The sequence below is a fragment of the Pseudomonas sp. GL_135 genome (assembly GCF_057834665.1).
Genome location: NZ_CM174408.1, coordinates 4,864,733 through 4,890,493 on the forward strand (window position 1 = coordinate 4,864,733; position 25,761 = coordinate 4,890,493).

Here is a 25,761-nt window from a genome sequence, read left to right on the forward strand (position 1 = left end):
GACATACCTGAGAATTCTAAAACAAAGGGACTGGTCATTGAATCAATTTACTCTGCCGTTTTTTAACAGATCAGCCCCCTATCACCCGGTAACTTACGGACGACTGGACATTTGACTATCCATGGATTCAAGCATGTCGCAGCTGTCTTGCCAACATGTTGGCAACATTCGCCAAACTGACGAGGCCGGTTTCTTCAGGGTCGTTCTTGCGGGTGCCACCTGATAAAGGGGTCTGATTTATTTAAAACTGTAAATCCTGAGACAGGTTAATTTACGGGGAAGCGTAATAAATCAGTCCATTTTCATCTGAGGGTAGGGCGATTGAGTGCCGGTTGGCCGTCGCTCCGATTGGGTAAATCCGGAGCTGTCCACCTCGAGTTCTCCGACAAAGAGACCGACGTCGGGGCGCGCGCATGGGCCCGAACACGGTCCAAGGCAACACATAAAGAAGATTTATCTTTGCTTAGCAGCCCTGCGGCTCGGGTTGAGCTAATGGCTGACATCCCCTATCGCGAAACAGTCTATTCATGTTTTTCAGGTACTTAGTCGCCTACTGTCATTTGTGACAGTGTCAAAGTCGGTGGTTGGCCGCTAGCCTGAAACTGCACTGCAAGCCTGCACGACTGTTGACAAGGAGTCATCGGATGAACGTACGAAGCACACTGAAAAAGGAACAGGACGGGAGGCAATTCTCATGACACTTACCCTCGACCTCGCAGCACTGGGCGACAATGACGGCCATGTGCTCATCCCCACCTTTCCCGGTAACGGACAGCCCTACAGCGTCACGCTGGGGTGGACCGGTAAAACACCATCGGGCGATATTCCCCTCACATTACCGCCGCAGAACGTCACCAATCCAACGTCTGAGCAGGCAACGTTCGTCATCCCCAACGCTCACCTCAAAAGCATCGCTGGTGGCTCAGCCGCATTGCGCTATACCCTTGTCCAGAACGGAGCGCCTGCAAACCGAGAGTCCGAAACCACCAACGTCACCATTACGAGTCTGCCCGTCGTACTGACCGCGCCTCTCGTGGTGGAAGCCAATGGAACCCTGGTGCTGGATCTCGCGCAGATCAGTGGCAGCGCCGTTACCGTCATGATTGCGGCCTGGGTCGGCCAACGTGCTGGCGACAGAGTGATTCTTAACTGGGCAGGTACACCGCCGGTGTTCGGTTCCGCGACCCCATTCGCCCCGGTCAACTACACCGATGAGTACGTGGTTCAACCTGGCGGAGAGCAGAGCCCGATCACGTTTAGCGTACCGCTGGAGCACCTCACGCCGCTGGGTGGCGGGACGTTGCAGGTCAGTTATCAGGTGGTGTTCAAGGCGTCGGGCAGTTCGCAAACCTCGCCCGTCACGGCGTACAGCGTTACGGCTGCAGCGTTGGTATTTCCGGCTCCACTCATCACGGAAGCACCCGCGGGCATCTTGAAGCCAATGGATGTGCTGGCCGGCGCTACCTTCAGGGCAACCTATCCCGGCATGCAAACGTCCGACATTATTGTTCCGGTGTGGAATGACATTTCCAGCGCTATCCGCTGGCGGCCGGGAGAGGCGGATGGAACGGTCGAGTCAACTGTCCCCCCCAACATAATTGGCGCCGCAATCGGCAAAACGATTGACGTGCGTTATCAAGTACAACGCAACGGACAGGATTGCTGGTCAGATGTTTTGAAGCTGATGGTTGAGGCAATACCATCAGAAAGTTTGCCCGCCCCCGTGGTACCAGAGGCCGATCAAGCCACAAAGGTGCTGGATTTGAATGAGTTTGAAGGGGACGCGCATGTCACTGTTGACCCTTGGCCATTTATTGCGCTGGGCCAAACGATTTGGTTGACGTTGACCGGTCCAAGCGGAGTGCCGACTATCAAGTTATTGGAGGGCTATGTAATTCGGTCCGGTGAGATAGCCGACGGGCTAAACGTCGCCATCAAACGGGCGGAGCTGAAGACGTTTGAGGATGGGAGTGACATGCAGATTGTGTGTAAAGTGGGGTTGGAGGGAGCTCAAGATGAAGCAGCGGCATTGACGTTTCCGACCGTGACACTATCCCTGAAAGTGCTGACAACACTGATCATTGAAAACTTTGATTCGATGCCAAACCAATACTTAAATCCTGGAGATACAGTAGATACGCCTGTTTTTTCCATTCACCTTTCCCCAAACTGGGGTCTCGCCGCAATATGGGATATACACGACCCTGGCATACCTTTACCTTTCCCTACTGTACCAGGGAAAATCGAAACGATGGCACTTCATCTAAACCACCAATATGCAGCGTTTGAACATACCCTCACCATCACTTTTCGAGAGACGTATTCAAAATTGAGCTTTTTTTACATATGGGCCCGCGAGTGTGTAGATTTTAGTGTATTCGATCAAGACGGCAATATTCTCTCAAGCCAGGTAGGCCCTAAAAATGAAGGATACACCCCTAACGAAATAATATTTAACCATAGGGATATGGCTGGCATAAATATCTCAAACAGAGGCCATGATCAGACGTGGGACTGGGTAGTGCTGGACTGGTTTCGGCTCGAGCGTTAACGACATACCTGAGATTTAAACAAAGGGGCTGATCATTGAATCAATTTACTCTGCCGTTTTTTAACAGATCAGCCCCCTATCACCCGGTACTTACGGACGCCTAAACATTTGACTATGCATGGATTCCGATAAAGGGGTCTGATTAATTTAAACCATGGATATTTGCTGGCGTGCAGTCGGTATATCGAACTCAATCCTGTGCGGGCCGGAATGGTTGAACGCGTGGAAGATTATCGATGGTCGAGTTTTGGGTTGCGGTTCACCACGAATGCGCAGGATGACTGGCTGGATGTTCATTCCTGTTACGAGGCGTTGGGGCTGACACAGCTTGGTCGGCCTCAGGGTGTATTGGGTACTTGATCAGGGATGGATCAGATCGGATTTGGCACGCGCGGCACTCGGGGACAGATTAATTTGCGGTGAAGCGTGTAAATAAATCAGTCCCCTTTCCACTGCTAGTGGCTGCGGAAGAGCTCGCCGGGGGTGAGTCCGAACAGGCTTTTGAATGCAGCTATAAATGCGGATGTCGAGTCGTAACCGGAGGCCAGCGCTGTACTGGTCACGCTTGCGCCCTCTTCCAGCGCGTTAAGTGAGGAAAGCAATCGGGCCCGTTGTCGCCAGCCTCGAAAGCTCAGACCGGTCTCGCGCTGGAACAAGCGCATGAGGGTTTTTTCGGACACGCTCAGCCGCGCCGCCCACTCGGTCAGGGTGATGAGTTGGTCGGGTTGTTCGATCAGTTCGTTGCAAAGACCGAGCAGGCGCCCATGCCTTGGCAGCGGCAGTGAAAACCCAACCTCGGGCAGACTTGCCAATTGATCGAGCAGCACCTGCACGAGGCGCGTTTCTCGGGTGTCGGCCTGTGGATAATCCGCCGGAAGTTGGCAGAACGCTTTGATCAATTCCCTTGCCAGCGGCGTGACTTCGAGCACCCGGCAGCGGTCCGGCCCCCAATCGCAATCCTCTTTGCGCACGTAGAGGCTGCGCATCTCGGCCCGCGTTGACGTGACCACCTCATGGTCGAGCCCGGCCGGGATCCACACGCCCCACTGCGGTGGCGCGAAGAAACTGCCGTGGGGTGTGTGCACACCGAGTACACCGCTGATCGCGTAGGAAAACTGCACCCAGTCGTGGCGGTGCGTCGGGGTCCATGAGCCTTGGCTCAGACTTTCGGCTCGGGCGTAAAGCGCACGCGGGAGGTACTCCAGCGTCGGGATTTGACGCTGGGTGTCGGGACTGCGTGAGGGATGTTTGTCTATTGGCATCGCTGGAGTCTTGTGGGGGTGACAGCTTACGCAAAATCGGGCTGCCGCAGCGAGGGGATTAATGGTGGGTGGTTATCTGGTTTGCAAGGAACGGGGACAGATTGATTTACGGTGAAGCGTTGTAAATAAATCAGTCCCCTTTGAACACGTCCATACGGTGACGCGGAGCGTCATGGGCGGCGTAACCACGCGGAGCGCGGGAACGATCAATCCAGGATCAACTTCACCGCTCGATGATGGCCGTGACGCCCTGGCCACCCGCGGCGCAGATGGAGATTAACCCGCGCCCTCCCCCTTTCTTGCTCAGCAGTTTCGCTAGGTTCGCCACAATCCGCCCACCCGTCGCAGCAAAAGGATGCCCCGCTGCCAGCGAGCTGCCTTTCACATTCAGTTTGCTGCGATCAATCGCTCCCAACGGCGCATCAAGGCCCAGACGAGTTTTGCAGTATTCGGGGTCTTCCCACGCCTTCAACGTGCACAGCACCTGAGCGGCGAAGGCCTCGTGAATCTCGTAGTAATCGAAGTCCTGCAGCGTCAAACCGTTACGCGCAAGCAAACGGGGGACGGCGTAGACCGGGGCCATCAGCAGGCCCTCCTCGCCGCGTACGAAATCCACGGCGGCGGACTCGCCATCCCGCCAATAGGCCAGAATCGGCAAGCCCCGCTCATGGGCCCACTCTTCGCTGGCGAGCAACACCAGCGAGGCGCCATCGGTCAGCGGTGTCGAGTTGCCCGCCGTCAGTGTGCCCTTGGCGCTGCGCTCGTAAGCAGGCTTGAGCGAGGTGAGTTTTTCCAGGCTCGCTTCGGGCCGCAAATTGTTGTCCCGCGTCAGGCCGAGGAAAGGCGTAAGCAGATCGTCCTGCCAGCCTTCAGCATACGCCGCAGCCATTTTTTGGTGGCTCTCCAAGGCCAACTGATCTTGCGCCTCGCGAGGAATGCCCCAGGTTTGCGCCATCAGTTCGCAGTGCTGGCCCATCGACAAACCGGTGCGCGGTTCGCCATTGCGCGGCAGTTCCGGCTTGAGGTTATGCAGGCGCAATTGCGTCAGCGCCTTGAGCTTGTCGGCCGTGGTTTTGCTGCGATTGACCTGCAACAAGATCTGCCGCAGGTCTTCGTTGACGCCGATGGGCGCGTCAGACGTGGTGTCGACGCCGCCAGCGATGCCACAGTCGATCTGGCCGAGAGCGATTTTGTTCGCCACCAGCAGCGCCGCTTCGAGACCGGTGCCGCAAGCCTGTTGAATGTCGTAGGCCGGGGTTTGCGGCGACAGCCTTGAGCCGAGCACGCATTCACGGGTGAGGTTGAAATCTCGGGAGTGCTTGAGTACCGCGCCGGCGGCGACTTCGCCCATGCGCAGGCCATGCAGATTGAAACGCTCGATCAGACCCTCCAGCGCGGCAGTCAGCATGTCCTGATTGCTGGCGGTGGCATATGCGCCGTTGGAGCGTGCGAACGGTATGCGGTTGCCGCCGACAATGGCCACGCGTCGTGTCTGAGTCATCGAAATCTCCCTGCCCTGAATGCGTCTATCGTTTGAGAAGCGCCGTCTAACAGCGTAGGACCTATTACCCACCCACGCGGTCCACTGATTCGAACCCAGACGCAAGGAGAGTGTTCCATGGCATCCGATCGCTACATTGACTTCGTCAACTCTGACCTCGGCCGCAAGCTGGTCGGCGCCGTCGGTTTGCCTGCTCCCGCACGTCTGGAGCGCTGGCAGGCGGGTCGGTTGCGTCCGGTGGAGGGCGCGTTGTTGCTGAGCTCAGGGCCGCTGGCCGAGCGGGTCAGCAACTTTGCGCCGCGCCTGACCGACGTGCTTCTTAGTGCCGGCGGCGAAGTCACTGGCGCTCACCCCTGGACTGCCGAGCAGAGCGCGAAGATCAAGGCCGTGGTGTTCGACGCCAGCGCGCTGCTGCGCACCTCCGAACTGAGTCAGTTGCGCGAATTCTTTCAGCCGATCCTGCGTCATCTGGATAACAGCGCCCACGTCGTCATTCTTTCGCGCGCGCCGGAGGTCCTATCCGATCCATTGGCCGCGAGCACGCAGCAAGCCATCGAAGGGTTCAGCCGCTCGCTGGCCAAGGAAATGCGCAACGGCGGCACGGTTCAGCTCTTGCAGGTAGAGGACGGTGCCGAAGACCAACTGGAAGGTGCGCTTCGGTTTTTCCTGTCGCCAAAGAGCGCGTTCATCTCCGGCCAGGTCATTCGTCTGAGTACCTGCCATCAGCAGGTTCAGGACTGGACCCGCCCACTGGCCGGACGCAAAGCGCTGGTGACCGGCGCAGCCCGAGGCATCGGCGCGGCCATTGCGGAGACCCTCGCCCGCGATGGTGCAGAGGTCGTCTTGCTGGACGTGCCCCAAGCCAAATCCGATCTCGATGCGCTGGCGGCGCGTCTGGGTGGACAGGCGCTGGTGCTGGACATCTGCGCGCCGGACGCGGCGGCTCAGTTGATTGAACACCTGCCCGGCGGCCTCGATATCGTCGTGCACAACGCCGGCATCACCCGGGACAAGACGCTGGCCAACATGCCGGCGGACTTCTGGGACTCGGTGCTCGACGTCAACCTCAAGGCGCCGCAGGTGCTGACTCAGGCGCTGATCGACAGCGGCGCGCTGCATGAAAACGGCCGTGTGATTCTGCTGGCGTCCATCAGCGGGCTGGCGGGCAATCGTGGGCAAACCAACTACACCACCAGCAAGGCCGGCCTGATCGGCTATGCCCGAGCCATGGCGCCGACGCTCAAAGCGCGGGGCATCAGTATCAACGCCGTGGCGCCGGGTTTTATCGAAACGAGCATGACGGCGCACATGCCTTTTGCCCTGCGCGAAGCGGGTCGACGCATGAGCTCGCTGGGCCAAGGCGGTCAGCCACAAGACGTGGCGGAAGCGGTGGCCTGGCTGGGTCAACCGGGTTCCGGCGCAATGAGCGGCCAGGTGCTGCGGGTGTGCGGCCAGAGTGTGCTTGGCGCCTGAGTGAGGGTCGACACGATCAGCGTTTGAACAGTTGCGCCGACTAATGGCGGCGTGCCTGATCTGCAGCATGACCACAGGAGAAGTTCGATGAGTGCGCACTGGCGGTATCTGGACACGCCCCCGGCCCTGCCCGGCCTGTTCATGCAAGCGGCGCTGCGGCGCAAGGTCAGCGGGACGCAATTGCCGGATCAGGGTTTGCGATGCTGGATGTCGGTGGACCCCGACAAGGTCAAGGCGTTTGCCGACGTCTGCGGGTTCGTGCCCGGCAGCCTGTTGCCGCCCACTTACCCCCACGTGCTGGCCTTCCCGCTGCAGATGAAGCTGCTCACCGACAAGGACTTCCCCTTCCCGCTCCTCGGGCTGGTGCACCTGCGTAACCGGATCAGCATTCGTCGGCCCCTCGGCAGCGTAATCAAGGTGCAGGTCAGCGTGCGTGTCGACCGTCTCAAGCCCCACGCCAAAGGCGCGACGTTCAGTCTGATCACACAGATCGAGGATGCGCTGGGCCTGCTGTGGGAGGAAGAGAGCACGATGCTGTGCCAGGGCGTCCACGTGGACGGCGAGATCGAAGGCGATTACGAACCCGCGCCGCTGCCGATGACGGAATTGGCGACGTGGTCAGCGGCGTCTGACATCGGTCGTCAGTACGCAAAGGTCAGTGGCGATTACAACCCGATTCACCTGAGTGACAGCAGCGCCAGGCTGTTCGGTTTTCCCAAGGCGATTGCCCACGGGCTGTGGATAAAAAGCCGTGCCTTGGCTGCCCTTGAAGATCATCTGCCGGCGTCGAATGTGGAGATATCGGTGGAATTTCACAAACCGGTGCGACTGCCCAGCGGGGTAACGTTGTCCGCCAGCGCGGCGGGGTCGCACGGGCAGTTCAAGCTGGAAGGGGCGGAAGGGATCGTGCATATGCTGGGGAATTGGCAGCCTGCCTCGGAGTGATGACTGCGCCTCAATACACCCTTACTTTTGCGGCGTGACATCTGACGCCTTCCCGGCTAAAGCCGGTCCCACTAAGTACGCCGACTGTAGGACCGGCTTCAGCCGGGAATCGGCGCACCGCCGTAGCGGGTATTAAACCTGCGTCCCGGAGCAGCGCGCCCCCTTGCGTCTATCTCTTATCCCCCTGAAGCTACGCACCTTCAGGAGACCCCCATGAACCTCGACGAACTTACCCAACGCCTGCATCGCATCCGCGATAACAACGACTGGCGGCAATTTCACAGCCCGAAAAACCTGGCCATGGCCGCCAGCGTGGAAATGGCCGAGCTGGTGGAGATATTCCAGTGGAAGACCGAGGATCAGTCGCGTCAGCTGCCTGCTGATGAGCTGGCCCACGCCGGGCAGGAAGTCGGGGATATCGTGCTTTACCTGCTGTTGTTGTGCAGCGAGTTGGGGCTGGACATGGATGAAGTGGTGCGCGCGAAACTGACCGACAGCGAACGGCGGTTCAGCCAATGAGTGACCGTCATTTCGATCAACTGGCGACGCGCTTCGCTGAAAAAATCTACGGCGGCGCCAAAGGCGCAATCCGGTTGGCGGTGCTACAAGCTGACCTTACCGAAAGCCTGCCGGACCGTCCGTTGCGCGTGCTGGACATCGGCGCCGGGCTTGGGCACATGTCGCTGTGGCTGGCCGAGCGCGGGCATGACGTGACGCTCGCCGAACCCGCAGCCCCTATGCTTGAAGGCGCGCGTCAGCGCTTTGCCGACGCGGGGCAGACGGCGAACTTCATTCAGGCGCCGTGGCAAGCACTGCCCGACATTCTGACCGAGCGGTACGACCTGATGATCTGCCATGCAGTGCTGGAATGGCTGGACGAGCCGTTCACGATTCTGCCGGTGCTGCATCAGTTGACCAAGCCCGAAGGCTGGCTGTCGCTGGCGTTCTACAACCGCGACGCGCTGATTTACCGCAACCTGCTCAAGGGCCACTTCCGCAAAATGCGCAAGAACACCCTGGCCGGCGAAAAACAGAGCCTGACGCCCCAGGAGCCTCTTGATCCCCGCGAATTGGCGGCGCAACTTGGCACCTTGTGGCGAGTCGAAACCCAGAGTGGCGTTCGGGTTTTTCACGATTACATGCCGGTCGAGTTTCAGGCCAGAGCCGACCTTGCGGACCTCTTGGAAATGGAGCTCGCCCATCGTCGCCACCCGGCATTCGCCGGACTGGGACGCTACCTGCACTGGATGTGCCGCCCCTTATAACAGACGCTGGTTTACTCGCTGCTTAACGCACGCTGCGGAGACCCTCATGAAACGCCGTCTCGCTTTGCTTTCCCTCTGCCTGGGCCTCGCCGCCTGCCAGAGCCCCAACCCTTATCGCGCCGTGTCCGCGGCCATTCCACCGGCGCCGCCTCACGCCGCCAATGCTATCGACATGAGCGCCTACCCTGCGGCGCCGCGCGATTATGGCCGCTATCGCAACTGGGCCTGGCTCAACGGCCAGTTGCCGCCAGGCACGCTCTGGGCTGACTCTGCTCAACTGGCCGAAGCCGTCAGCAACGGGCTGGATCAGCGCGGCTTGCGGCCTTCGCAGAACCCGCAGGCGGCAGACCTGCGCGTGGCCGCCGATGCACACGCCGAAACCCGCATTCGCCAGGTGCGCGATGATTACTACGATCCGTACTATGGCGGTTCAGGCGTGGGCTATTACGGTGGCAATGGCTACCGTAACGGTTACGGCGGTTATGCCAGCGTCCCGATCGTGCGCACGTATCAAGAGCAGGTGGTTGTGGTGCGCATCAGTCTGTTCGATGCCCGCAGCGGCCAGCCGGTCTGGAGCGCGAGCGCCGAAACCGCGGGCGGCGGCGATCAGTCGGCCCGCGCCAAAGCCCTGCGCCAGGCCGTTCAACAAGCCCTGACGGCTTACCCGCCGTCCTGATTTCGCGCCCATTGGCGTTTTGTTTTCACGCTGGAGAAATCCCATGTATCGCCGCATTGCTGTCCTCTGTGTCGCCCTGCTGCTCGGCGCCTGCCAGACCGATCGAGTCAACCGCGACTTCGACGCCCAGCGCGATTTCGGCGCCTACCGCTCTTGGGCGTGGAAAGAGCCCGGCTTGCAATATCAACCGAACGATCCGCGCATCAAGAGTGACCTCACCGAGCAGCGAATCCGCCAGGCAGTCGGCGATCAATTGGAGCAGCGCGGCCTGCGCATGGCAGCGCCCGGCGTGAAAGCGGACGTCCAACTACAGGCATGGCTGGTCGTTGAAAACCGCCAGCAGACGGTCACCACCAACTATGGCGGCGGTGGCGGTTATTGGGGCAACCCGTGGGGCGGCTACTGGGGCGGCCCGATTGGCACCGAGACGCGTAATGTCGATTACAAGGTGTCGACCCTGCAGATCGACATGCTCGACGGCAAGGACGGCAAGCTGGTCTGGCGTGGCAGCACTGAACAGATGGTGAGCGACAGCAACGCCAATCCTGCTGCGCGCGAACAGGCGTTGCGCCAGACGGTGCAGAAGATCCTGCAGCAATATCCGCCGCATTGAGGGTTGGTCCATTCGCGAGCAAGCTCGCTCCCACAATCCGTGTTTGAACAGACACATCTGCGGCGTCCTCTGACACCGCGCTATCTCGCACCCGACACATCGCATGTGGGAGTGAGCTTGCTCACGAAGACGGAAATGGAGTCAAAACCCTGCCTCAATCCACCACACTGAATTCCACCCTGGCAGTCTGCCCGCTTTCATCCAGCACGCTGAGTTGGTAGCGCCCCAAGCGGGTGAAGGTGTGGGTGTAGCTGTCCTGGCTGGCGGTGTCGCCGACCGGGGTGCCGTCGATGAACCACCAGCGCCGGCCGCTTCCCCCCAGCGCCGAAAGCGTGAGCCGCAACAGCTGCTGACTGCCGGCCGGCAAGCGCAACTGATCGCCCTCTCGCACCCCCACCACCGACAACGGCGGCGCCAGGCTCAGTCCTTGGGGCGGGCATGACGGGTCGACGTCTGGCAAACGCGCCTCGCGCCGCTCGTTCTTCGGCAGCCAGGGCTCAAGCGGCGCAGGCCAGAGGGCAATTTCTTTGGGTTGAGCCTGTGGACAACTTGCCGCGACCCGCAGGCCCTTATCGTTCAGCCAGACTTTCTCCGTGAGCCCCAACCCCAGCGGCTGATCGGTCGCCTGCAAGGTCGGCGGCGTCGTGCCATCCAGAGTCCAGGCGAAACGCTGACGCCGGCAGTTCGGATCGCTTTTGCTCATCGGCTGCCCCAACGGCCAGCAGATCGCCGCAACGCCGACGTTGAGCGGCACCGGCAATACGGGCGGCAGGATGTTGCGCTGGGCGTCGCGATTCACCAGCAGATCGTGAACCTGTAGCATCAGCGGCGCCGCTGAGGCCAGCCCGAACTGCCCCGGCACCGGCGTCCCGTCGGGCCTGCCGATCCACACGCCGATCAGAAACCTCGGCCCGACGCCAATCGACCACGCGTCACGAAAGCCGTAACTGGTGCCGGTTTTCCAGGCCAGTTGCGGACGCTGCACAAGCTCGGCATGGGGATCGAGATCAGGCCGCGACTGGCCGCTGAGAATGCGTCGGATGATCCACGCCGCGCCCGGCGACATCATCGGCCGGTCACGCAGACGGTCATCGGGCTGCAAGCGAATGTCCGCACTGCGCCCGCCCCGCGCAAAAGCACTGTAGCCGCCGACCAGGTCTTCCAGCCGACTGCCTGCACCGCCCAGAATCAGCGCCAGATTGGGTTCGGCCAGAGGCGGCAGGGTCAGCGGCACGCCGCCATTGCGCAACTCCGCCGCGAAGCGTTTCGGGCCGTAGGCTTCCAGCAGCTGCACCGCCGGCAGATTGAGCGACATGGACAGCGCCGAACTCGCCGCCACCGCACCGTTGAAACCTGAGGAGAAATTGCCGGGACGATAGTCGCCATAGCGCCGCGGTACGTCCTGCAGCAAGGACTCGGAATGGATCAGGCCGGCGTCGATGGCCTTGCCGTAGAGAAAGGGTTTCAGCGTCGAGCCGGGGGATCGCAGCGCGCTGACCATGTCGACATGACCGAAGCGTTTTGCATCGCCGATGTCCACCGAGCCGACGTAGGCGCGCACGGCCATGTTCTGCGCCTCCACCACCAGAATCGCGGCGGACGTGCGCTCAGGCAGACGCGCACGCCAGCCGAGCAGCAGGTCTTCGAGACGTCGCTGCAGACCGGCGTCCAGCGTGGTACGGATCAGCGGCGGGCTGTTCGGACGGTTCAGGCGCCGAGCCAGCAACGGCGCCAGGCTTGGTTCCTGACGAGGCGCGAGCAGCAGCGGTTCTTCCAGCGCTTCGTCAACCGCACCCTGCGGCCAGGTGCCGAACTCGGCCAGACGCCGCAGCACTTTGTCCCGTGCAACCTGAGCGCGTTGCGCGTGGCGATCCGGACGCAGACGACTCGGCGCCTGGGGCAGCACCGCCAACAGCGCCGCGTCGGCACGGGTCAGTTGTTGCGGGGACTTGCCCAGGTAGGCCCAACTGGCGGCGGCCACGCCCTGCAAGGTGCCGCCAAACGGCGCGCGATTGAGGTACAGCACGAGGATGTCCTGTTTGGACAGGTGCCATTCCAGCTGCGCGGTGCGCCAGAGCTGTCGGAGTTTGCCCGCCAGCGTGCGCGAATGCGGGTCGAGCAAACGGGCCACCTGCATCGACAGCGTGCTGCCCCCGGACACCACGTGGCCGCCGCGGAGGTTTTGCCAGGCGGCACGCGCCAGCGCCATGGGGTTCACGCCGGGATGCTGATAGAACCAGCGATCTTCGTAGGTCAGCAGCGCTTCAAGGTAATACGGCGACACCTGATCGACCGTCACCGGGTAGCGCCAGACGCCATTGGCATCGGCGAATCGCCACAGCGGCGTGCCGTCTTCGGCGAGCACCACGCGGGCCAGATCGTCCTTGGGCAAGGGCAGCGGCCAGATCCGGTCGGCGAGCCAGAGCAGCAGAACCATGATAAGCAGGCTGCCGATGAGCCAGGCCAAAACGCGCGTAAACCGTCGCCCCATTCGCGAGCAAGCTCGCTCCCACAATCCTGAGCAGGTCGGCCGTAGCAATAATCGCCTGATCTTCACAGAAAGCCTTTACCCGACGGGGAACTCGCCCGGACAATCGACAGCCAAAGCGAGCAGTGCCGTTTTTGGTCCACGTCCCTCATCAGGAAGCAGATATGCAGGTAGAAAGCGTTTTCGAATGGCTCGGCCAAGTGATTGGCGCCGTGATCCGCTTCGTCGTCGACGGCTTAAGCTGGTTGTTCAACATGTTCACTCACGCGGGCGGCAATTTCGTTGATGGCCTGTCGCGCACGCTGGGCATGGACACTTCAATCGTCAGCATCGTGGCCCTGGTCGTCGGGTTGATGCTGCTGTATTCAGCGATCCGCGCCTTCATGCGCGCCTCGATCATCATGGGGATCATCTGGCTGTTTCTGGGGTTGTGGCTGCTGAGCTGGATTATTCATTGATCGCTTGATGCCGATCGTTCCCGAGCGGCGCTGATCGTTCCCACGCTCCGCGTGGGAATGCAGCCTCAGACGCTCCGCGTCACCCGACGCGGAGCGTCGAACGAGTCGCTACCACGCAGAGCGTGGGAGCGATCATCAGCGTAATTTCTACTTCTTGCCCTTCACCACCAACTGCGCCGGCGCTTCGCCCAATGCCTGCCAGTTCGGCCGATACATCGACTCCACTTGCGGCGGCGGCACGCGGTACACGCCCGGCGTCACAGCTCGCGCCAGATACAGCAGGTGCACCGTGTTGAAGCCCTCCAGATCCACCGCCGCCACATAACGATCGCCACGGAATTCCTGATGCTTCACCCCGGCGTTTTCCATCGATTCGCGCCACTGTTTCACCGACTCGCTGGCGTCCTCCAGACTGGCCGAACTCTGCGCCAGGTTCTGGTTTTCGATCTCCAGACCGGCCGGCAGCAGGTCCACCACCAATGCGTCAGGCACACGCTCCTTGGCCTTGATCTCAAGATGCACCAACACCAGTTCGCCGCTTTTCAGCCCATTGAGGTTCAGTGCCTCCCCGTCCATACCCAGGTAATCACGGCTGATCGACAGGTTCTCGCCCCCGGCCGCAGGCGGCTGCGACGGATAACCGGAAATCGTCATCTGCTGATACAACGTGTCGCCACCGGTGTTCTGCACCGTCAATGGCGCGGCCAGCACTGAACTGTCGAGTTTGACGCCCGGCTGATCGTTGCTCAGCTCGCGATTGTTGCTGCCGCTGGTCAAGGTTGCCGCCCATTTGCCTTCCGGCTTGCCAAGCAGATCGCGACCGGCGAGGAACAGCGAGTTGCGCTCCTGGGTCGACAGATAACGGTTCGCCGCGACCTGATCGGACAGCGCAAACAGCCGCTCCTCGACCTTCTCCGGTGCCAGTTTGTTTTCTTCCAGCAGTGACAGAATCAACGCCTGATCACGCAACGGGCTGCCGTAATCGGCGAGCCAGTCGTTGGCTTTGCGACCGGCCGCGAGCCCGGCAAGCAAAGCCTGATCGGCGCGGGGTTTGTCGCCCATTTTTTCCAGCGCGATGGACAGCTGCACCAGCGGCAGGCCCGATCGCGCATCGCTGCGACGCTCGAACAGACTGCGCAACGCACCCAGCGGTGCCTGCTGACTGCGCGACAGCACCAGACCAGCGTAGGCCTGCACAGCGAAACGGGTGTGATCGGCGTTTTCGCTGTAATTGACCTCGATCTGATTGCGCTCCTGCAAGTAACGCAGCAGCCGCTCGTTGGCCTTCTTCAGCGCATCCGGCGGCACGGCAAAGCCTTGGTCGCGGGCGCGCAGCAGGAAGTCGGTGACGTACGCGGTCAGCCAGTATTCCTCCTCACCGTCCGCCGCCCACAGGCCGAAGCTGCCGTTGTAGCGCTGCATGCCGATCAGTCGCTCGATGCCCAGCTCGATCTTGCGCTTGCGATCGGCGTCGGATTCGCCTTCCAGGCCCAGACGCTTGAGGGTTGCGGCGTCGGCGTACAGCGACGGGTACAAACCGCTGGCGGTCTGCTCCAGGCAGCCGTAGGGATAGGCTTTCAATGCGCGGATCTGCTCGCCGAGGTTCAGCGGCGGACGGCTCGACACCGACAGCAGCGCCTCGCGCCCTGCTGGCTCGAACGCCTCAAGGGCGCCGTCCGGCAGGCTCCATGCCTGATCCTTGAGCACCGCGCGGTATTGCTTGAGCATCGCCGGGTACGCAGGGCGCACGCCGATGGTCCATTCGCGGCTGAAGGCTGGCAGGTTCTCGCCCGGCAGGTCCAGACCGTTGACCGTGACCCGAATGACGCCCTGACCGAATCCGCCCAGTGCCTTGACCGGAATCTGCAGCGTCGTGCGTTGCCCCTGATTCAGGCTGATGGCTTTGGCGCTCTCGCCTTCGGCCAGACTCAACTGCCCTTCTGCGACGACTTGCACGTTGAGCTTCTGAGCCTTGCCGGACAGGTTCGACAGGTCCAGCGCCACCTTGGTCTGGTCGCCACCCGCCAGGAATCGAGGTGCCGACAGCTCGGCAATCAGCGGCGCCGCCACCACGGTTTTGGCTTCGGCCATGCCATAGCGCTCGTCGGTCCAGGCCTGGGCCATGATCCGCAGCTCACCGTTGAAATCCGGGATGTCGACGCTCACTTCCGCGTCGCCCTGCTCGTTCAGGGTCACCGGCGCGCTTTGCAAAGCGACGATGGTGACGCTGGTTTCCGGCCGCTTGCCACCTTTGGCCAGGGCCGCGTCGCCACCGAAGGCCAGGCTGGCGAGACGATTACGCCCGGCCTCGATCAACTGCCCGTAAATGTCCAGTTGATCGGCGCCATATTCCTTGCGCCCGAACATCGCTGCGAACGGATCCGGCGTGGCGTACTCGGTGATATTGAGAATGCCCACGTCCACGGCCGCGACCAGCACATGCACGCTCTTCGGGATCGTGCCGTCTGCATTCTTCGCGTTGACCTTCAGTTTGAGCGGCTGCTTGGGCCGCATTTTTTCGGGTGCCGTGACGGTCAGCGCCAGCTTGCGCTGCGAGCGGTCCAGCGGCAGGTGCAGCACGCCCACGGCGCGTTTCGGCGTGACGTTGGCTTTGCGCTCACCCGGACGAATCACCAGCGCGCTGACGTAGAGGTCATGTCGCGCCCACTTCTTGTCCATCGGGATGTCGTAGGTTTTGCCCTCGGCGGGAACATCGATCTCTTGCCACCACAGCGGCCCTTCGCTCGATTCCACCAACAGATAGCCCTTGCCCGCAGACGGCGGCGTGACTGTCACTTTCGCGGTGTCGCCGTCGGCATAGGCCGGTTTGTCCAGCGCCAGCTTGACCTGATCGGGACGCACGGCGCCGCCTTCGGCGTTGTCCTGCCAGCGGTAACCGGCCCAGAAACGCACACTGCTGATCAGGCCAGTGGCAGGATCCTCGACTTCGACGCGGTACGGGCCCCATTCGACCGGGAAGCTGATTTTCGCCGTCGAGTCCTTCTTCACGCTGAGGGTTTCTTCGGACAGGTTGAGAAACTTCTCGTTGAAGTGGTAGCTCCAGCCATCGCTGTCGGAGTAGTTCCAGTAGTAATCGCGGCGCTCGCGCACCAGCCGCACCTTGAGGTTGTCGGCGGCCAGCTTGTGGCCTTGGGCGTCGGCCATCAGCACTTCGAACTCAACCGGGCCGTCGCCGTCGGTGGCTTCACCGTCGAACAAACCACGCAGGCCCGGCATTGCGTCAGCGGGCCAGACCGGCTGGGTCAGACGCCGCGTGATCGGACGCCCTCCCGATTCCTGCAGACTGGCCTGCAGCACCAACTCCAGCGGCGAACGGGCCTTGGCCCACTGGCTGTCGATACTCAGGTCGAGCTTGCCGTTGGCATCCAGCGTGCTGTCTTCGATTTCCAGGTCCTGCTTGAGGTCTTCCTCGGTCACCGAACCAAACTGATAACCCGGCAGGCCGGGCACCGCTTCACGCAGCGGGCGCACATAGAGCTGACCGTTCAGGCGATTGCCCGACGCGGGCGCGCCATAGAGGTATCGCCCGGTGATCGCCACATCGAACGGCGCATCGGGGGCCAGCGGGGTGTCGCTGCCCTTGAGCTCCAGCGCCATGCGCTCGGGCAGGAAATCCTCAACCTGGAATTCATACAATTGCGGCTTGCCGTCACCCAGATCAAACACCAGCTGCCAGCGACCCGTCGGCGCTTCTTCCGACAGCTGCAATTGATACTGATACAGCCCGGTGGCATCAGCGTCCCACACGAATTTGCGACTGACCTGCTCATCCGGGCGACGCACTTCCACGGTGATCGGCTGAGGCTTCACGCTCTTGCCGTCGCTGTCACGCAGCAAGCCGTTAAGCAGCACCACTTCGCCCGGACGATAGAGATCGCGCGGGCCAAAGATGAAGAATTGCAGCGGGTGGGCCTTGGGGCCGGTGATGTCGAATTCGGCCAGATCCAAAGCAGCGCTGTTCAGGCGCAGCATGCTGGTCTGCTCACCCTGATGGGCCAGCAACACTTGGGCCTTGGCCGGCAATGGCAGCTCGGCGTGGCCGGCGTTGTCGGTCTTGCCCTGGCCGATCACACGGCCCTTCTCGTCATACAGCTCGACGTCGACGCCGCTCAGGGCTTTGCCGCCTTCCAGCGCCTGGGTGAACACGTCCAGACGATTGGCGTAACGGTGCGCGGACAAGCCGATGTCGCTGAGGGTGAACAGCGTGGCAGGCTGGGTGTAGTTGTAGGTACCGGAGGCGCGCATCACGGCCAGATAAACGCCCGGTTGCTGCAGCGGTTTGAGGCCCGAAATCGGCAGCAGCACGGTCTCGCGAGTGTTGCGCGCAGGGTTCAGGTCGAAACGGCCGCTGTAAACCAGATCGGCCAGGGGCAGCAGTTCTTTGGATTGGTAGCTCTTAAGACTGGACGAGCCTTCCCAGGAGCCAAGAAACGCCGGCAGTGACTCAGGCTTGATGCGGAAGAATTCGACGTCGACTTTATCGACGTTGAGGGCAATCACCGGCAGGCCTTCCGCGAGCCGGGTCGGCAGCAGGCTGCCGCGACTGGCGAATCCCACGGTCGCTTGCAGGTCAGCCGTTTCGATCCGCGCGGAATACTCGGCTGCCAAGGTGTTGTTGTTCACCGCCACCAGACCCGGGTCGATGGTCAGCACCAGCTTGCGCTTGGGCTCGAGGTGACGAAGGCGCAGCTCCATGAGGTTGTCCGACAGCTCCCAGGCCCCATCCACCTTGCCGTCCTTGCTGTCGACCAGATGCACTTTTTCAGCGAATTTCTGATCGGGGTTCAACGGCACCGAGAAGCTCAACGACAGCGTGCTGGCGCCATCGAGCTGAACTTCGGAAACGTCCACCACCGTCAACTCGCGCCCGGCGTAACGCTTGCTTAGCGCGGGAATGTCCACCGCAGGCTTGGGCTTCGCGGACTCGGCGCCGCTTGATGAGGCAGCTGCAACCGGAGGGGTTGCCGAGGCAGGCGCGGGTTTGTCGGAGGAAGAGGAATCGCAGGCACTGAGCAGTACCAGCGCGCAGGCCAGGAACAATCCTTTGTTTAGCATGAGGCACTCATTTGGACGACAGCGATGAGGGAGCAGAAGTTATAGCACCGCTTTGGCAATCGTAAAGCGCGGCGCGCAGATAGACCGTGGGTTTGTGCGTTTGTTCTCAAGGGGGAAACGCAACGATGGCTGCAGCCAACCCTGGTGGGAGTAGGCTCGAGTTCTCAATCACGCCCCAGGACTGGTGGGAGCGAGCTTGCTCGCGAAGGCATTTTCACTCCCGATGAAGGTGCGGCGGATGTGCCGACGCTTTCGTGAGCAAGCTCACTCCCACACTATCGGGGGTCGGCTCGAGTTCTCAATCACGCCCCAGGACCGGTGGGAGCGAGCTTGCTCGCGAAGGCATTTTCGCTCCCGATGGAGATGCGCTGAATGTACTGACGCTTTCGTGAGCAAGCTCACTCCCACACTATCGGGTTTCGGCTCGAGTTCTCGGCACGCTCGGGGACGGGTGGGAGTGACCGGGGTCGACTCAAAAACAGGGCGCGCCCCGAGGCTGGTGCACGGGAATGCAGAAGTCCTGCATTCACGCGTCGTCATCGCTACACTCGCGCGCTTGCCCGGGAGCCTTCATGTCCAACTTCTTCAACGACTGGCGTCAGCGCGCGACGCATCGACAGGTGTGGGCGCTGGCGGCGCCGATGATCCTGTCGAATATCTCCGTGCCCCTTGTTTCGCTGGTCGACAGCACGGTCATCGGTCACCTGCCCCACGCCCACCAACTTGGCGCGGTGGCGGTCGGCGGCACGCTGTACAGCTTTCTCGCCTGGGCCATGGGTTTCCTGCGCATGGGCACGACCGGTTTCGCCGCCCAGGCCGCCGGGCGCAATGATGGCGCGGCGCTGCGCCAAGTGCTGTTGCAGGGCTTGCTGCTGGCGATGGGGTTTTCGGCGCTGCTCGGGTTGATCGGCCTGCCCTTCCAGCACCTGGCGCTGGAAATGATGCAGCCCTCGGACGATCTCAACGACCTGACCCGCGACTTTTTCCACACCCGCCTGTTCGGGTTGCCTGCCGCGCTGGCCAGTTACGCGCTGGTGGGCTGGTTCCTCGGGCTGCAAAACGCCCGGGCGCCGCTGGCGATTCTGCTGACCACCAACCTGGTCAACATTGGGCTGAACCTGTGGTTCGTCATGGGCCTGGACTGGGGCGTGGTCGGCAGCGCACGGGCGTCGGTCATCGCCGAATGGACCGGCGCCCTCCTTGGTCTCGCCCTCACCCACAAAGGCCTGCGCGCGTATCCGGGACAGCTGGCAGTGTCCGCACTCAAGCGCTGGCAGAGCTGGCGACCACTGCTCACGGTCAACCGCGACATCTTCATTCGCAGCCTGATCCTGCAATCGGTGTTCTTCCTGATCACGGTGCAAGGCGCGCGACTGGGCGATGCCACTGTGGCCGCCAATGCGCTGCTGCTTAATGGGCTGCTGCTGATGGCCCACGCGCTGGACGGACTGGCCCATGCCGTCGAAGCCCTCTGCGGGCACGCCATCGGCGCACGTGATCGCGACGCGCTGCGGCGCTCGTTGAATGTCTCCGGAGGCTGGTCGCTGATCTGCAGCGTCGCGTTCGTGGGACTGTTTCTACTGGGCGGGCACCTGTTCATCGAGATGCAAACCGACATCATTGCAGTGCGTGACATCGCTTTCGTCTATCTGCCTTATCTCGCCGTGCTGCCCTTTATCGCGGTCTGGAGCTATTTGCTCGATGGCCTGTTCATCGGCGCCACCCGTGCCCGCGAGATGCGCAACGCGATGGTCGTCACGGCATTGATCACCGCACCGTTCGCCTGGCTGGCAAGCGGATTCGGCAACCACGGGCTGTGGCTGGTGTTCTTGCTGTTCATGGCATTAAGGGCGCTGACGCTGGGGTATCTGGCGTTGAAGCTCAACCGCAGTGGCGGTTGGTTCAGCGGCTGATCGAGACGCTGGAAACCTGCGCCTGATCCTGGGCGTGGATAAACGCTGCGACCTCCTCCAGCACCGGCGCCAGGCTACGTAACGGGCGGGCGAGTGCACCCACCAATGTGCGGTGACTGGTGCGGGAAAAATACACCTCGCGCACTGACACGCCCTGAGCGCGCAACCGATTGGCCATGCCCCCCGTGTTGCGTTGCGGGTTCACTTCCGTGTCATCGACGGAAGCGATCAGCAGCGCCGGCGGTGACGCTACGCTGACATGGTTGATCGGCTGCGAGTCGGGTGGCGAATTCGGGAAGTAAAACACCGGCTTCACCTCCGCGTCTTCGATGGGCAGAAAATCATAGGGCCCGGCCAGACCGATCCAGCCCTTGATGATGGAAGGCGTCGTACCTGCTGCCGCCAGCCATTTTGGGTCCAGAGCAAGCATCGCGGCGTTATAGGCCCCGGCACTGTGGCCCATCACATACAACTTCCCCGGATTACCGCCGTACTGACGAATGTGCGCGCGGGTCCAGCCCACCGCCTGGGCGCTGTCCCGCAGCAGCTCCTGATAATGCACTTGCGGGTACAACCGGTAATCGGCAAGTACCGCAACAATGCCCCGAGACGCCAGCGCCTCACCGACGAAGGCGTAATCACCCCGCGATCCGCTGACCCAGCTGCCGCCATAGAAAAACACGACGACGGGCGCGTCCGGCGCTGCATCTTTGGGGGTGTAGATATCGAGCTTATTACGCGGGTCCGGGCCGTACGCCAAGTCAGACGTTCTGCTGAACGTGCTGCTCGGGGTAAACGCGTTGAGCACCTTCAACGGCGAGCAGGCCATTAACAAGGTCATCAACCAGGCGGCGAACACTGCTTTGAGCGCCAGTTTGATCATCGTTCATGCTCCCGAACTAGTGGAGGACGCCTTGCTGTGCAGACAACGAAAACGGGCCACAAGGGCCCGTTTTTGGGGGTCGCTACATCATCACGAGGACAGGTAGGACGACCGCGTCAGGCCCAGACGCAAGGCGTCCAGAAACTGGGTGCGCTCGCGCGGGGTGATCTTGGCGCTGGCGACTTTGTCCCGGTAATGGGTCATCAGTTCTTCCGGCGACAAGTGCACGTAGCGCAGCATGTCTTCGATGGTGTCGTGGGTTTCGATCCCGGCCGAATACGCGCTGCCATCCTGGTTCTGATAGATATTCACCGAGTCGGTGTCACCAAACAGGTTGTGCATGTCGCCCAGAATTTCCTGATAGGCGCCGACCAGGAACACGCCCAGCAAGTAATCCTCGCCTTCGTTCAAGGCGTGAACCGGCAGGCTGGTCTCGATGCTCTGCTCGTCGACGTACTGATTGATCTTGCCGTCGGAGTCGCAGGTCAGGTCTTGCAGCACGGCACGACGCAGCGGCTCTTCGTCCAGACGATGCAACGGAATGATCGGCAGCACCTGATCAATCGCCCAGGTGTCGGGCAGGCTCTGGAACACCGAGAAATTGCAGATGTACTTGTCGGCCAGCTTGTCGTTGAGCTCGTCGAGCACTTGACGATGGGAACGCTGGCGGGCTTTCAGCGAGTTGTGCAAACGGCGGCACACCGCGAAGTAGCACTGCTCGCCCAGTGCCTTTTGCGCCAGGGTGATCTTGCCGTCGGAGTACTGCGACGCGATGTCACTCATGTAGTGCGTGGCGCGCCAGTAAGTCTCGGTGACCATTTCGATGTCGGTCGGACCGAGCAGGTCGATCAGCCACTGCAGGGTTTCCGGCAGGCTTTCCTTGTCGGTGATTTCAGGCACTTCGTCGTTGTGACGCTCGACGTCGGTGACCTGGATCACCAACATGGCGTGGTGCGCGGTCAGCGAGCGGCCGCTTTCCGAGAAAATGTGCGGATGTGGCAGGCCCTGCGCGTCGCAGAACTCCTTGAGCATCCCGACCACGACACCGGCGTAATCATCCATGTCGTAGTTGATCGAACTGGCGTTGCGCGAGTGCGTGCCGTCGTAGTCGACACCCAGACCGCCCCCCACGTCGATGTGGTCCACCGGCAGGCCAAGGTTGCGCAGCTCGCCGTAATAACGAATCGCTTCCTTGAAACCATGCTGGTAGTCAGCCAGGTTGGCGATCTGCGAACCCATGTGGAAGTGCAGCAGACGAATGCCCTGATCGAGCCCTGCCTTGGTGAAGCGGTCGACGACGGACAGCAATTGCGCGGCTGACAGCCCGAACTTGGATTTCTCGCCACCGGTGTCGGCCCACTTGCTGGACGCCAGCGACGACAGGCGCACGCGAAGACCCACTTGCGGCGCGACCTTCAGCTCGGCGGCTTCTTCGATGACCAGTTCGACTTCGGATTCTTTCTCGATGACGATAAAGACGTTGTGGCCCAGCTTCTGACCCATCAAGGCCAAACGGATGAACTCGCGGTCCTTGTAGCCGTTGCAGACGATGGTGCCGCCCTTCGGCGCCAGGGCCAGCACGGCCATCAGCTCAGGCTTGGAGCCGGCTTCGAGGCCGATGGAAACGTTTTGCGTGGCGATGATGTTTTCCACCACCGCCTCTTGCTGGTTGACCTTGATCGGGTACAGCGCGGTGTATTTGCTCTGGTATTCCAGGCGGGCGATGTTCTCGTCGAATGCACCGGTCAGTTGGCGCACCCGGTCCTGCAGAATGTCAGGGAAACGCACCAGCAATGGCAGGGACAAGCCGCTCTTGCGCAGCTGATCGACCTGCTCGTAAAGATCGATGGGCGAGCTGGTCGGCCCGTTGGGGCGAACTTCAACGCGGCCGGCCTCATTGATTGCGAAATAACCGGCCCCCCAATGACGGATCCCGTAGACACTGCGGCTGTCTGCCACGGTCCATTGGCTGCCATCGTCTTTGCGTGTGCGTCGTACGGACATCAAAGTCCCCTATAGAAAAGTCATAAAGCCCCGGCCTGACCGGCTGGGCGCAGTGTAGAGCGTGGAAATGACGTTTTGGCGCCTGCTCGCTGTGGGGCAATAGACCCGCATTGCGCAGCAGAGTTTGCAGGGATGACTGCGGCCAGACCGACGACAAAATAAACGGGCTTGAAACCGTGGCTCAACCGCCTGACTTTTTCGCCTTGAAACCCTGCTTGACCAACTCGGCCAACAGCGTTTCGACGTGGTCACCCTGGATCTCGATCACGCCATCCTTCAGAGAGCCGCCAGTTCCGCAACGTTGCTTGAGGGTCTTTGCCAGGTCCTTGAGCGCGTCTTCGGCCAGCGGAACGCCGGTGACAGTCGTGACGGTCTTGCCGCCACGGCCTTTACTTTCACGGCGCACGCGAGCGATGCCATCACCTTCCGGGATGAGCGTGCGTTTGCAGGTGCAGGCGTCGACGGGCTGACGGCAGTCGGGACAATGCCGACCGGCGTCGGTTGAAAATACCAGGCCACCGAGGGCGGCGAAGGATGCGGCTTTTTTGGCCACCGGCAATCCTCTTGTTGAGGAGCGAAGTCTGGCCGACGGGAGCCGACCGCGAAGCCCCACTCAGGCAGGGGCAGCGCAACCGGATCGCGAGGGCGGTCCGGCGTGAAAAGTCGCGCAGTGTAACGGCAAATGTCGCAGATGCTAAGTGCAAATATGCGCCAATTTACGGGACATTTGCGACGCCTTCCAAATAGCGCTTGAAGGCAGCCAGCGAGTCCGGGCAGTAGGGCTTTTCAGTGGTTTCGCGCAGTACTTGCTCGATGCGCAGAAAGCGCGCTTCCAGCACCTCTTCCGGCTGCAGTTTCAAAGGGCCGTCCCAGACCGCCGAGAACACGGCGCACCACAGTCGGTTGTCCGGTTGATCGAAGAAGAAACGTTCGTGAGGGGTAAGCGGCACGCCAGAGACGCCCAGTTCTTCTTCGAGCTCGCGCGCCGCCGACAGCTCGTAGCTTTCATTGGCCTGCACCATGCCGCCCGCCGCCACATCCCAATACCCGGGATAGATCGCCTTGCTCAGCGTGCGTCGATGCACACACAGCTCGCCCGCCGAATTGAACAGAAGGATGTAGGTGCCACGGCCGATAAGTCCGCGCTCACGCAGCTCTGCCCGGGGCAGCGCGCCGAGGACTTGATCGTGACGATCAACCCAGGCAATCAGCTCGGCATCGGAGGCCGCACGGTGCGCAGCCTCTTGATTGGAAACATTCACCGATCAGCCTTGGGACAGCAGCTGACGCAGGTCAATCACCGCCGCATTGGCACGGGACAGGTAGTTGGCCATGACCAGCGAGTGGTTGGCGAAGATACCGAAAGGGCTGCCGTTGAGGATCATTGGGCTCCAGATCGGCTCTTGCGAGGCCTCCAGTTCACGAATGATCTGACGCACGCTCACGGTTGCATTCTTCTTCGCCAGAACATCGGCAAAATCGACCTCGATCGCGCGCAGCAAGTGCGACAGCGCCCAAGCCTGACCGCGTGCTTCGTAGAACACGTTGTCGATTTGCATCCATGGGGTTTCGACGATTTCTTCGTCAACCTGCGGGACTTCTCCCGGCTTGACCGTGACCGTGGACTGCGCCTCGGTTTTCAGGGTGCTGTTCAGTTTGACCCGACCCACGCTGGCGGACAGCCGCTGGGACAAGGAGCCCAGACGTGTACCGACGTCGCCCAGCCAGTTATTCAGGTTGTCGGCACGTGTGTAGAACAGTGCGCCCTTCTGATTCGGGTCAGACAGACGCGCCTGGTAGCGGCTCAACGCAGCGATGCCGTCGCGGTATTGGGACTCGCTGGAAGGCAGCACCCAGCTTTTGTTGTCGAAGTTGAACAACGGCTCGGCGCGCGCCAGGTCGCCATCTTCGGCGGATTGGGACTGAGATCGAGCGAAGTCTTTGCGCAAGGCACGGCTCAGGTCGCGGACCTGAACCAGCACGCCGTATTCCCAGCTCGGCATGTTGTCCATCCACAGGCCAGGCGGCGAACGATCGTTGGAAATGTAACCGCCCGGTTTATCCAGCAGGGTAGACGCGACGGTCTTGAGGGTTTCGACGGTGGTGTAGCCCAGCACCATCTGCTTGCCTTCACTTTGCGCAGCAGCCTGGGCTTGCTGCTGGACCGGAAACAGGGGCGGCTCGCTGCTCCACCAGATGCCGAGCACCACAGTGATAACCAGATAAATACCCACCACCGCCCCGACGGCGCGACTGAACAACAGGCCGCCCCAATAACCGCGCGGCGCCTTGCCCATGGGCTTTTCGTCAGCGCGTTCAGTTCCCGCGCTGCCCGAGCGCTTCTTCCAATCCAGCATGGCCTTGTCCTTTCAATCACGGAATTCAGTGCTTCTGACCGCAACCTTACAGCAAGGTGCGTTTGGCAGGAATGTGGTGGCAAGTGCATTTGTTTAGCAATCGAGTCAATCGGACTCTGAATCCTGCATCGCCTTTTCCGATGCCTCCCGGGCCTATGCCGGTCCTGCCTTCCACCCGGCGGTTCGCATTGGCTGCAAACTAACCAGGTACTTCAAAAGCTAAATATTTGACGGTCATAACCGTCAAAAATAACGAGAAATTGACTTGCGGCATCCTGACTGGAGAAAACTAGTGC

Annotated in this window: 18 protein-coding genes; 9 read left to right on the top strand and 9 right to left on the bottom strand. The window is 61.4% G+C overall.

Annotated features, from left to right (window positions below; genetic code table 11):
* Positions 1–694 precede the first annotated feature (694 nt).
* Positions 695–2,551, top strand: coding sequence for a hypothetical protein (locus AC3ISG_RS21585; protein WP_489297922.1), 1,857 nt, complete (start codon positions 695–697; stop codon positions 2,549–2,551).
* 455 nt (positions 2,552–3,006) lie between these two features.
* Here the strand turns inward: AC3ISG_RS21585 and AC3ISG_RS21590 are convergent, their stop codons facing one another.
* Together AC3ISG_RS21590 and AC3ISG_RS21595 are read right to left on the bottom strand one after the other, a co-directional pair.
* A complete protein-coding gene (locus AC3ISG_RS21590; RefSeq protein ID WP_489297923.1) occupies positions 3,007–3,813 on the bottom strand; it encodes an AraC family transcriptional regulator in 807 nt (268 codons plus the stop codon).
* A gap of 223 nt (positions 3,814–4,036) precedes the next feature.
* A complete protein-coding gene (locus tag AC3ISG_RS21595) occupies positions 4,037–5,314 on the bottom strand; it encodes an acetyl-CoA C-acetyltransferase (RefSeq protein ID WP_489297924.1) in 1,278 nt (425 codons plus the stop codon).
* 117 nt (positions 5,315–5,431) lie between these two features.
* Between AC3ISG_RS21595 and AC3ISG_RS21600 the strand changes: the two genes are divergently transcribed.
* The 6 genes from AC3ISG_RS21600 (at position 5,432) to AC3ISG_RS21625 (ending at position 10,286) form a co-directional block, all read left to right on the top strand.
* Positions 5,432–6,787: a 3-oxoacyl-ACP reductase gene (locus AC3ISG_RS21600; RefSeq protein ID WP_489297925.1), complete on the top strand. Its 1,356-nt coding sequence runs from the start codon at positions 5,432–5,434 to the stop codon at positions 6,785–6,787.
* An 87-nt stretch (positions 6,788–6,874) separates the two neighbouring features.
* Entirely contained in the window at positions 6,875–7,732 is an 858-nt protein-coding gene (locus AC3ISG_RS21605) for a MaoC family dehydratase (RefSeq protein ID WP_489297926.1), read from the top strand.
* 213 nt (positions 7,733–7,945) lie between these two features.
* Entirely contained in the window at positions 7,946–8,251 is a 306-nt protein-coding gene (locus AC3ISG_RS21610) for a MazG-like family protein (RefSeq protein ID WP_122535334.1), read from the top strand.
* Complete coding sequence (locus AC3ISG_RS21615) at positions 8,248–8,997, top strand: methyltransferase domain-containing protein (protein ID WP_489297927.1); 750 nt, start codon at positions 8,248–8,250, stop codon at positions 8,995–8,997. The genes AC3ISG_RS21610 and AC3ISG_RS21615 overlap by 4 nt, the downstream gene beginning before the upstream one ends.
* Positions 8,998–9,043: 46 nt before the next feature.
* Positions 9,044–9,673 (top strand): DUF4136 domain-containing protein, encoded by a 630-nt coding sequence (locus AC3ISG_RS21620; RefSeq protein WP_122625684.1) that lies wholly within the window; start codon positions 9,044–9,046, stop codon positions 9,671–9,673.
* Positions 9,674–9,716: 43 nt separating this feature from the next.
* Positions 9,717–10,286, top strand: coding sequence for a DUF4136 domain-containing protein (locus AC3ISG_RS21625; protein WP_489297928.1), 570 nt, complete (start codon positions 9,717–9,719; stop codon positions 10,284–10,286).
* Between the two features lie 154 nt (positions 10,287–10,440).
* Here the strand turns inward: AC3ISG_RS21625 and pbpC are convergent, their stop codons facing one another.
* On the bottom strand, positions 10,441–12,777 hold the full coding sequence (gene pbpC / locus AC3ISG_RS21630; RefSeq protein WP_489297929.1) for a peptidoglycan glycosyltransferase PbpC: 2,337 nt from the start codon (positions 12,775–12,777) through the stop codon (positions 10,441–10,443).
* Positions 12,778–12,938: 161 nt separating this feature from the next.
* On the opposite strand from pbpC, the gene AC3ISG_RS21635 reads away from it, so the two are divergent.
* Positions 12,939–13,232, top strand: a complete 294-nt coding sequence (locus AC3ISG_RS21635; RefSeq protein WP_122535324.1) for a hypothetical protein — start codon at positions 12,939–12,941, stop codon at positions 13,230–13,232.
* 147 nt (positions 13,233–13,379) lie between these two features.
* Here the strand turns inward: AC3ISG_RS21635 and AC3ISG_RS21640 are convergent, their stop codons facing one another.
* Positions 13,380–18,308: an alpha-2-macroglobulin family protein gene (locus AC3ISG_RS21640; RefSeq protein WP_489297930.1), complete on the bottom strand. Its 4,929-nt coding sequence runs from the start codon at positions 18,306–18,308 to the stop codon at positions 13,380–13,382.
* 572 nt (positions 18,309–18,880) lie between these two features.
* On the opposite strand from AC3ISG_RS21640, the gene AC3ISG_RS21645 reads away from it, so the two are divergent.
* Positions 18,881–20,221: an MATE family efflux transporter gene (locus AC3ISG_RS21645; protein ID WP_489297931.1), complete on the top strand. Its 1,341-nt coding sequence runs from the start codon at positions 18,881–18,883 to the stop codon at positions 20,219–20,221.
* Here the strand turns inward: AC3ISG_RS21645 and AC3ISG_RS21650 are convergent.
* From AC3ISG_RS21650 to AC3ISG_RS21670, 5 genes are all read right to left on the bottom strand, one after another.
* Complete coding sequence (locus tag AC3ISG_RS21650; protein ID WP_489297932.1) at positions 20,211–21,104, bottom strand: alpha/beta hydrolase; 894 nt, start codon at positions 21,102–21,104, stop codon at positions 20,211–20,213. The two genes, AC3ISG_RS21645 and AC3ISG_RS21650, sit on opposite strands and share 11 nt — an antisense overlap.
* A gap of 90 nt (positions 21,105–21,194) precedes the next feature.
* Positions 21,195–23,108, bottom strand: coding sequence for an arginine decarboxylase (gene speA, locus AC3ISG_RS21655; protein ID WP_489297933.1), 1,914 nt, complete (start codon positions 23,106–23,108; stop codon positions 21,195–21,197).
* A 181-nt stretch (positions 23,109–23,289) separates the two neighbouring features.
* Positions 23,290–23,661: a translation initiation factor Sui1 gene (locus tag AC3ISG_RS21660; protein ID WP_489297934.1), complete on the bottom strand. Its 372-nt coding sequence runs from the start codon at positions 23,659–23,661 to the stop codon at positions 23,290–23,292.
* Positions 23,662–23,824: 163 nt separating this feature from the next.
* Positions 23,825–24,370: an NUDIX hydrolase gene (locus tag AC3ISG_RS21665; RefSeq protein WP_489297935.1), complete on the bottom strand. Its 546-nt coding sequence runs from the start codon at positions 24,368–24,370 to the stop codon at positions 23,825–23,827.
* 3 nt (positions 24,371–24,373) lie between these two features.
* Positions 24,374–25,405, bottom strand: coding sequence for a DUF2333 family protein (locus AC3ISG_RS21670; RefSeq protein ID WP_420793090.1), 1,032 nt, complete (start codon positions 25,403–25,405; stop codon positions 24,374–24,376).
* Positions 25,406–25,761: the final 356 nt, after the last annotated feature.

Bases quoted from the DNA above. Each gene is read 5' to 3' on its own strand.
- speA (WP_489297933.1), bottom strand. From the start codon at position 23,108: ATGTCCGTACGACGCACACGCAAAGACGATGGCAGCCAATGGACCGTG.
- AC3ISG_RS21610 (WP_122535334.1), top strand. From the start codon at position 7,946: ATGAACCTCGACGAACTTACCCAACGCCTGCATCGCATCCGCGATAAC.
- AC3ISG_RS21595 (WP_489297924.1), bottom strand. From the start codon at position 5,314: ATGACTCAGACACGACGCGTGGCCATTGTCGGCGGCAACCGCATACCG.
- AC3ISG_RS21635 (WP_122535324.1), top strand. From the start codon at position 12,939: ATGCAGGTAGAAAGCGTTTTCGAATGGCTCGGCCAAGTGATTGGCGCC.
- AC3ISG_RS21615 (WP_489297927.1), top strand. From the start codon at position 8,248: ATGAGTGACCGTCATTTCGATCAACTGGCGACGCGCTTCGCTGAAAAA.
- AC3ISG_RS21590 (WP_489297923.1), bottom strand. From the start codon at position 3,813: ATGCCAATAGACAAACATCCCTCACGCAGTCCCGACACCCAGCGTCAA.
- AC3ISG_RS21620 (WP_122625684.1), top strand. From the start codon at position 9,044: ATGAAACGCCGTCTCGCTTTGCTTTCCCTCTGCCTGGGCCTCGCCGCC.
- AC3ISG_RS21625 (WP_489297928.1), top strand. From the start codon at position 9,717: ATGTATCGCCGCATTGCTGTCCTCTGTGTCGCCCTGCTGCTCGGCGCC.
- AC3ISG_RS21670 (WP_420793090.1), bottom strand. From the start codon at position 25,405: ATGGGCAAGGCGCCGCGCGGTTATTGGGGCGGCCTGTTGTTCAGTCGC.
- AC3ISG_RS21650 (WP_489297932.1), bottom strand. From the start codon at position 21,104: ATGATCAAACTGGCGCTCAAAGCAGTGTTCGCCGCCTGGTTGATGACC.
- AC3ISG_RS21585 (WP_489297922.1), top strand. From the start codon at position 695: ATGACACTTACCCTCGACCTCGCAGCACTGGGCGACAATGACGGCCAT.
- AC3ISG_RS21605 (WP_489297926.1), top strand. From the start codon at position 6,875: ATGAGTGCGCACTGGCGGTATCTGGACACGCCCCCGGCCCTGCCCGGC.
- AC3ISG_RS21600 (WP_489297925.1), top strand. From the start codon at position 5,432: ATGGCATCCGATCGCTACATTGACTTCGTCAACTCTGACCTCGGCCGC.
- pbpC (WP_489297929.1), bottom strand. From the start codon at position 12,777: ATGGGGCGACGGTTTACGCGCGTTTTGGCCTGGCTCATCGGCAGCCTG.
- AC3ISG_RS21640 (WP_489297930.1), bottom strand. From the start codon at position 18,308: ATGCTAAACAAAGGATTGTTCCTGGCCTGCGCGCTGGTACTGCTCAGT.
- AC3ISG_RS21645 (WP_489297931.1), top strand. From the start codon at position 18,881: ATGTCCAACTTCTTCAACGACTGGCGTCAGCGCGCGACGCATCGACAG.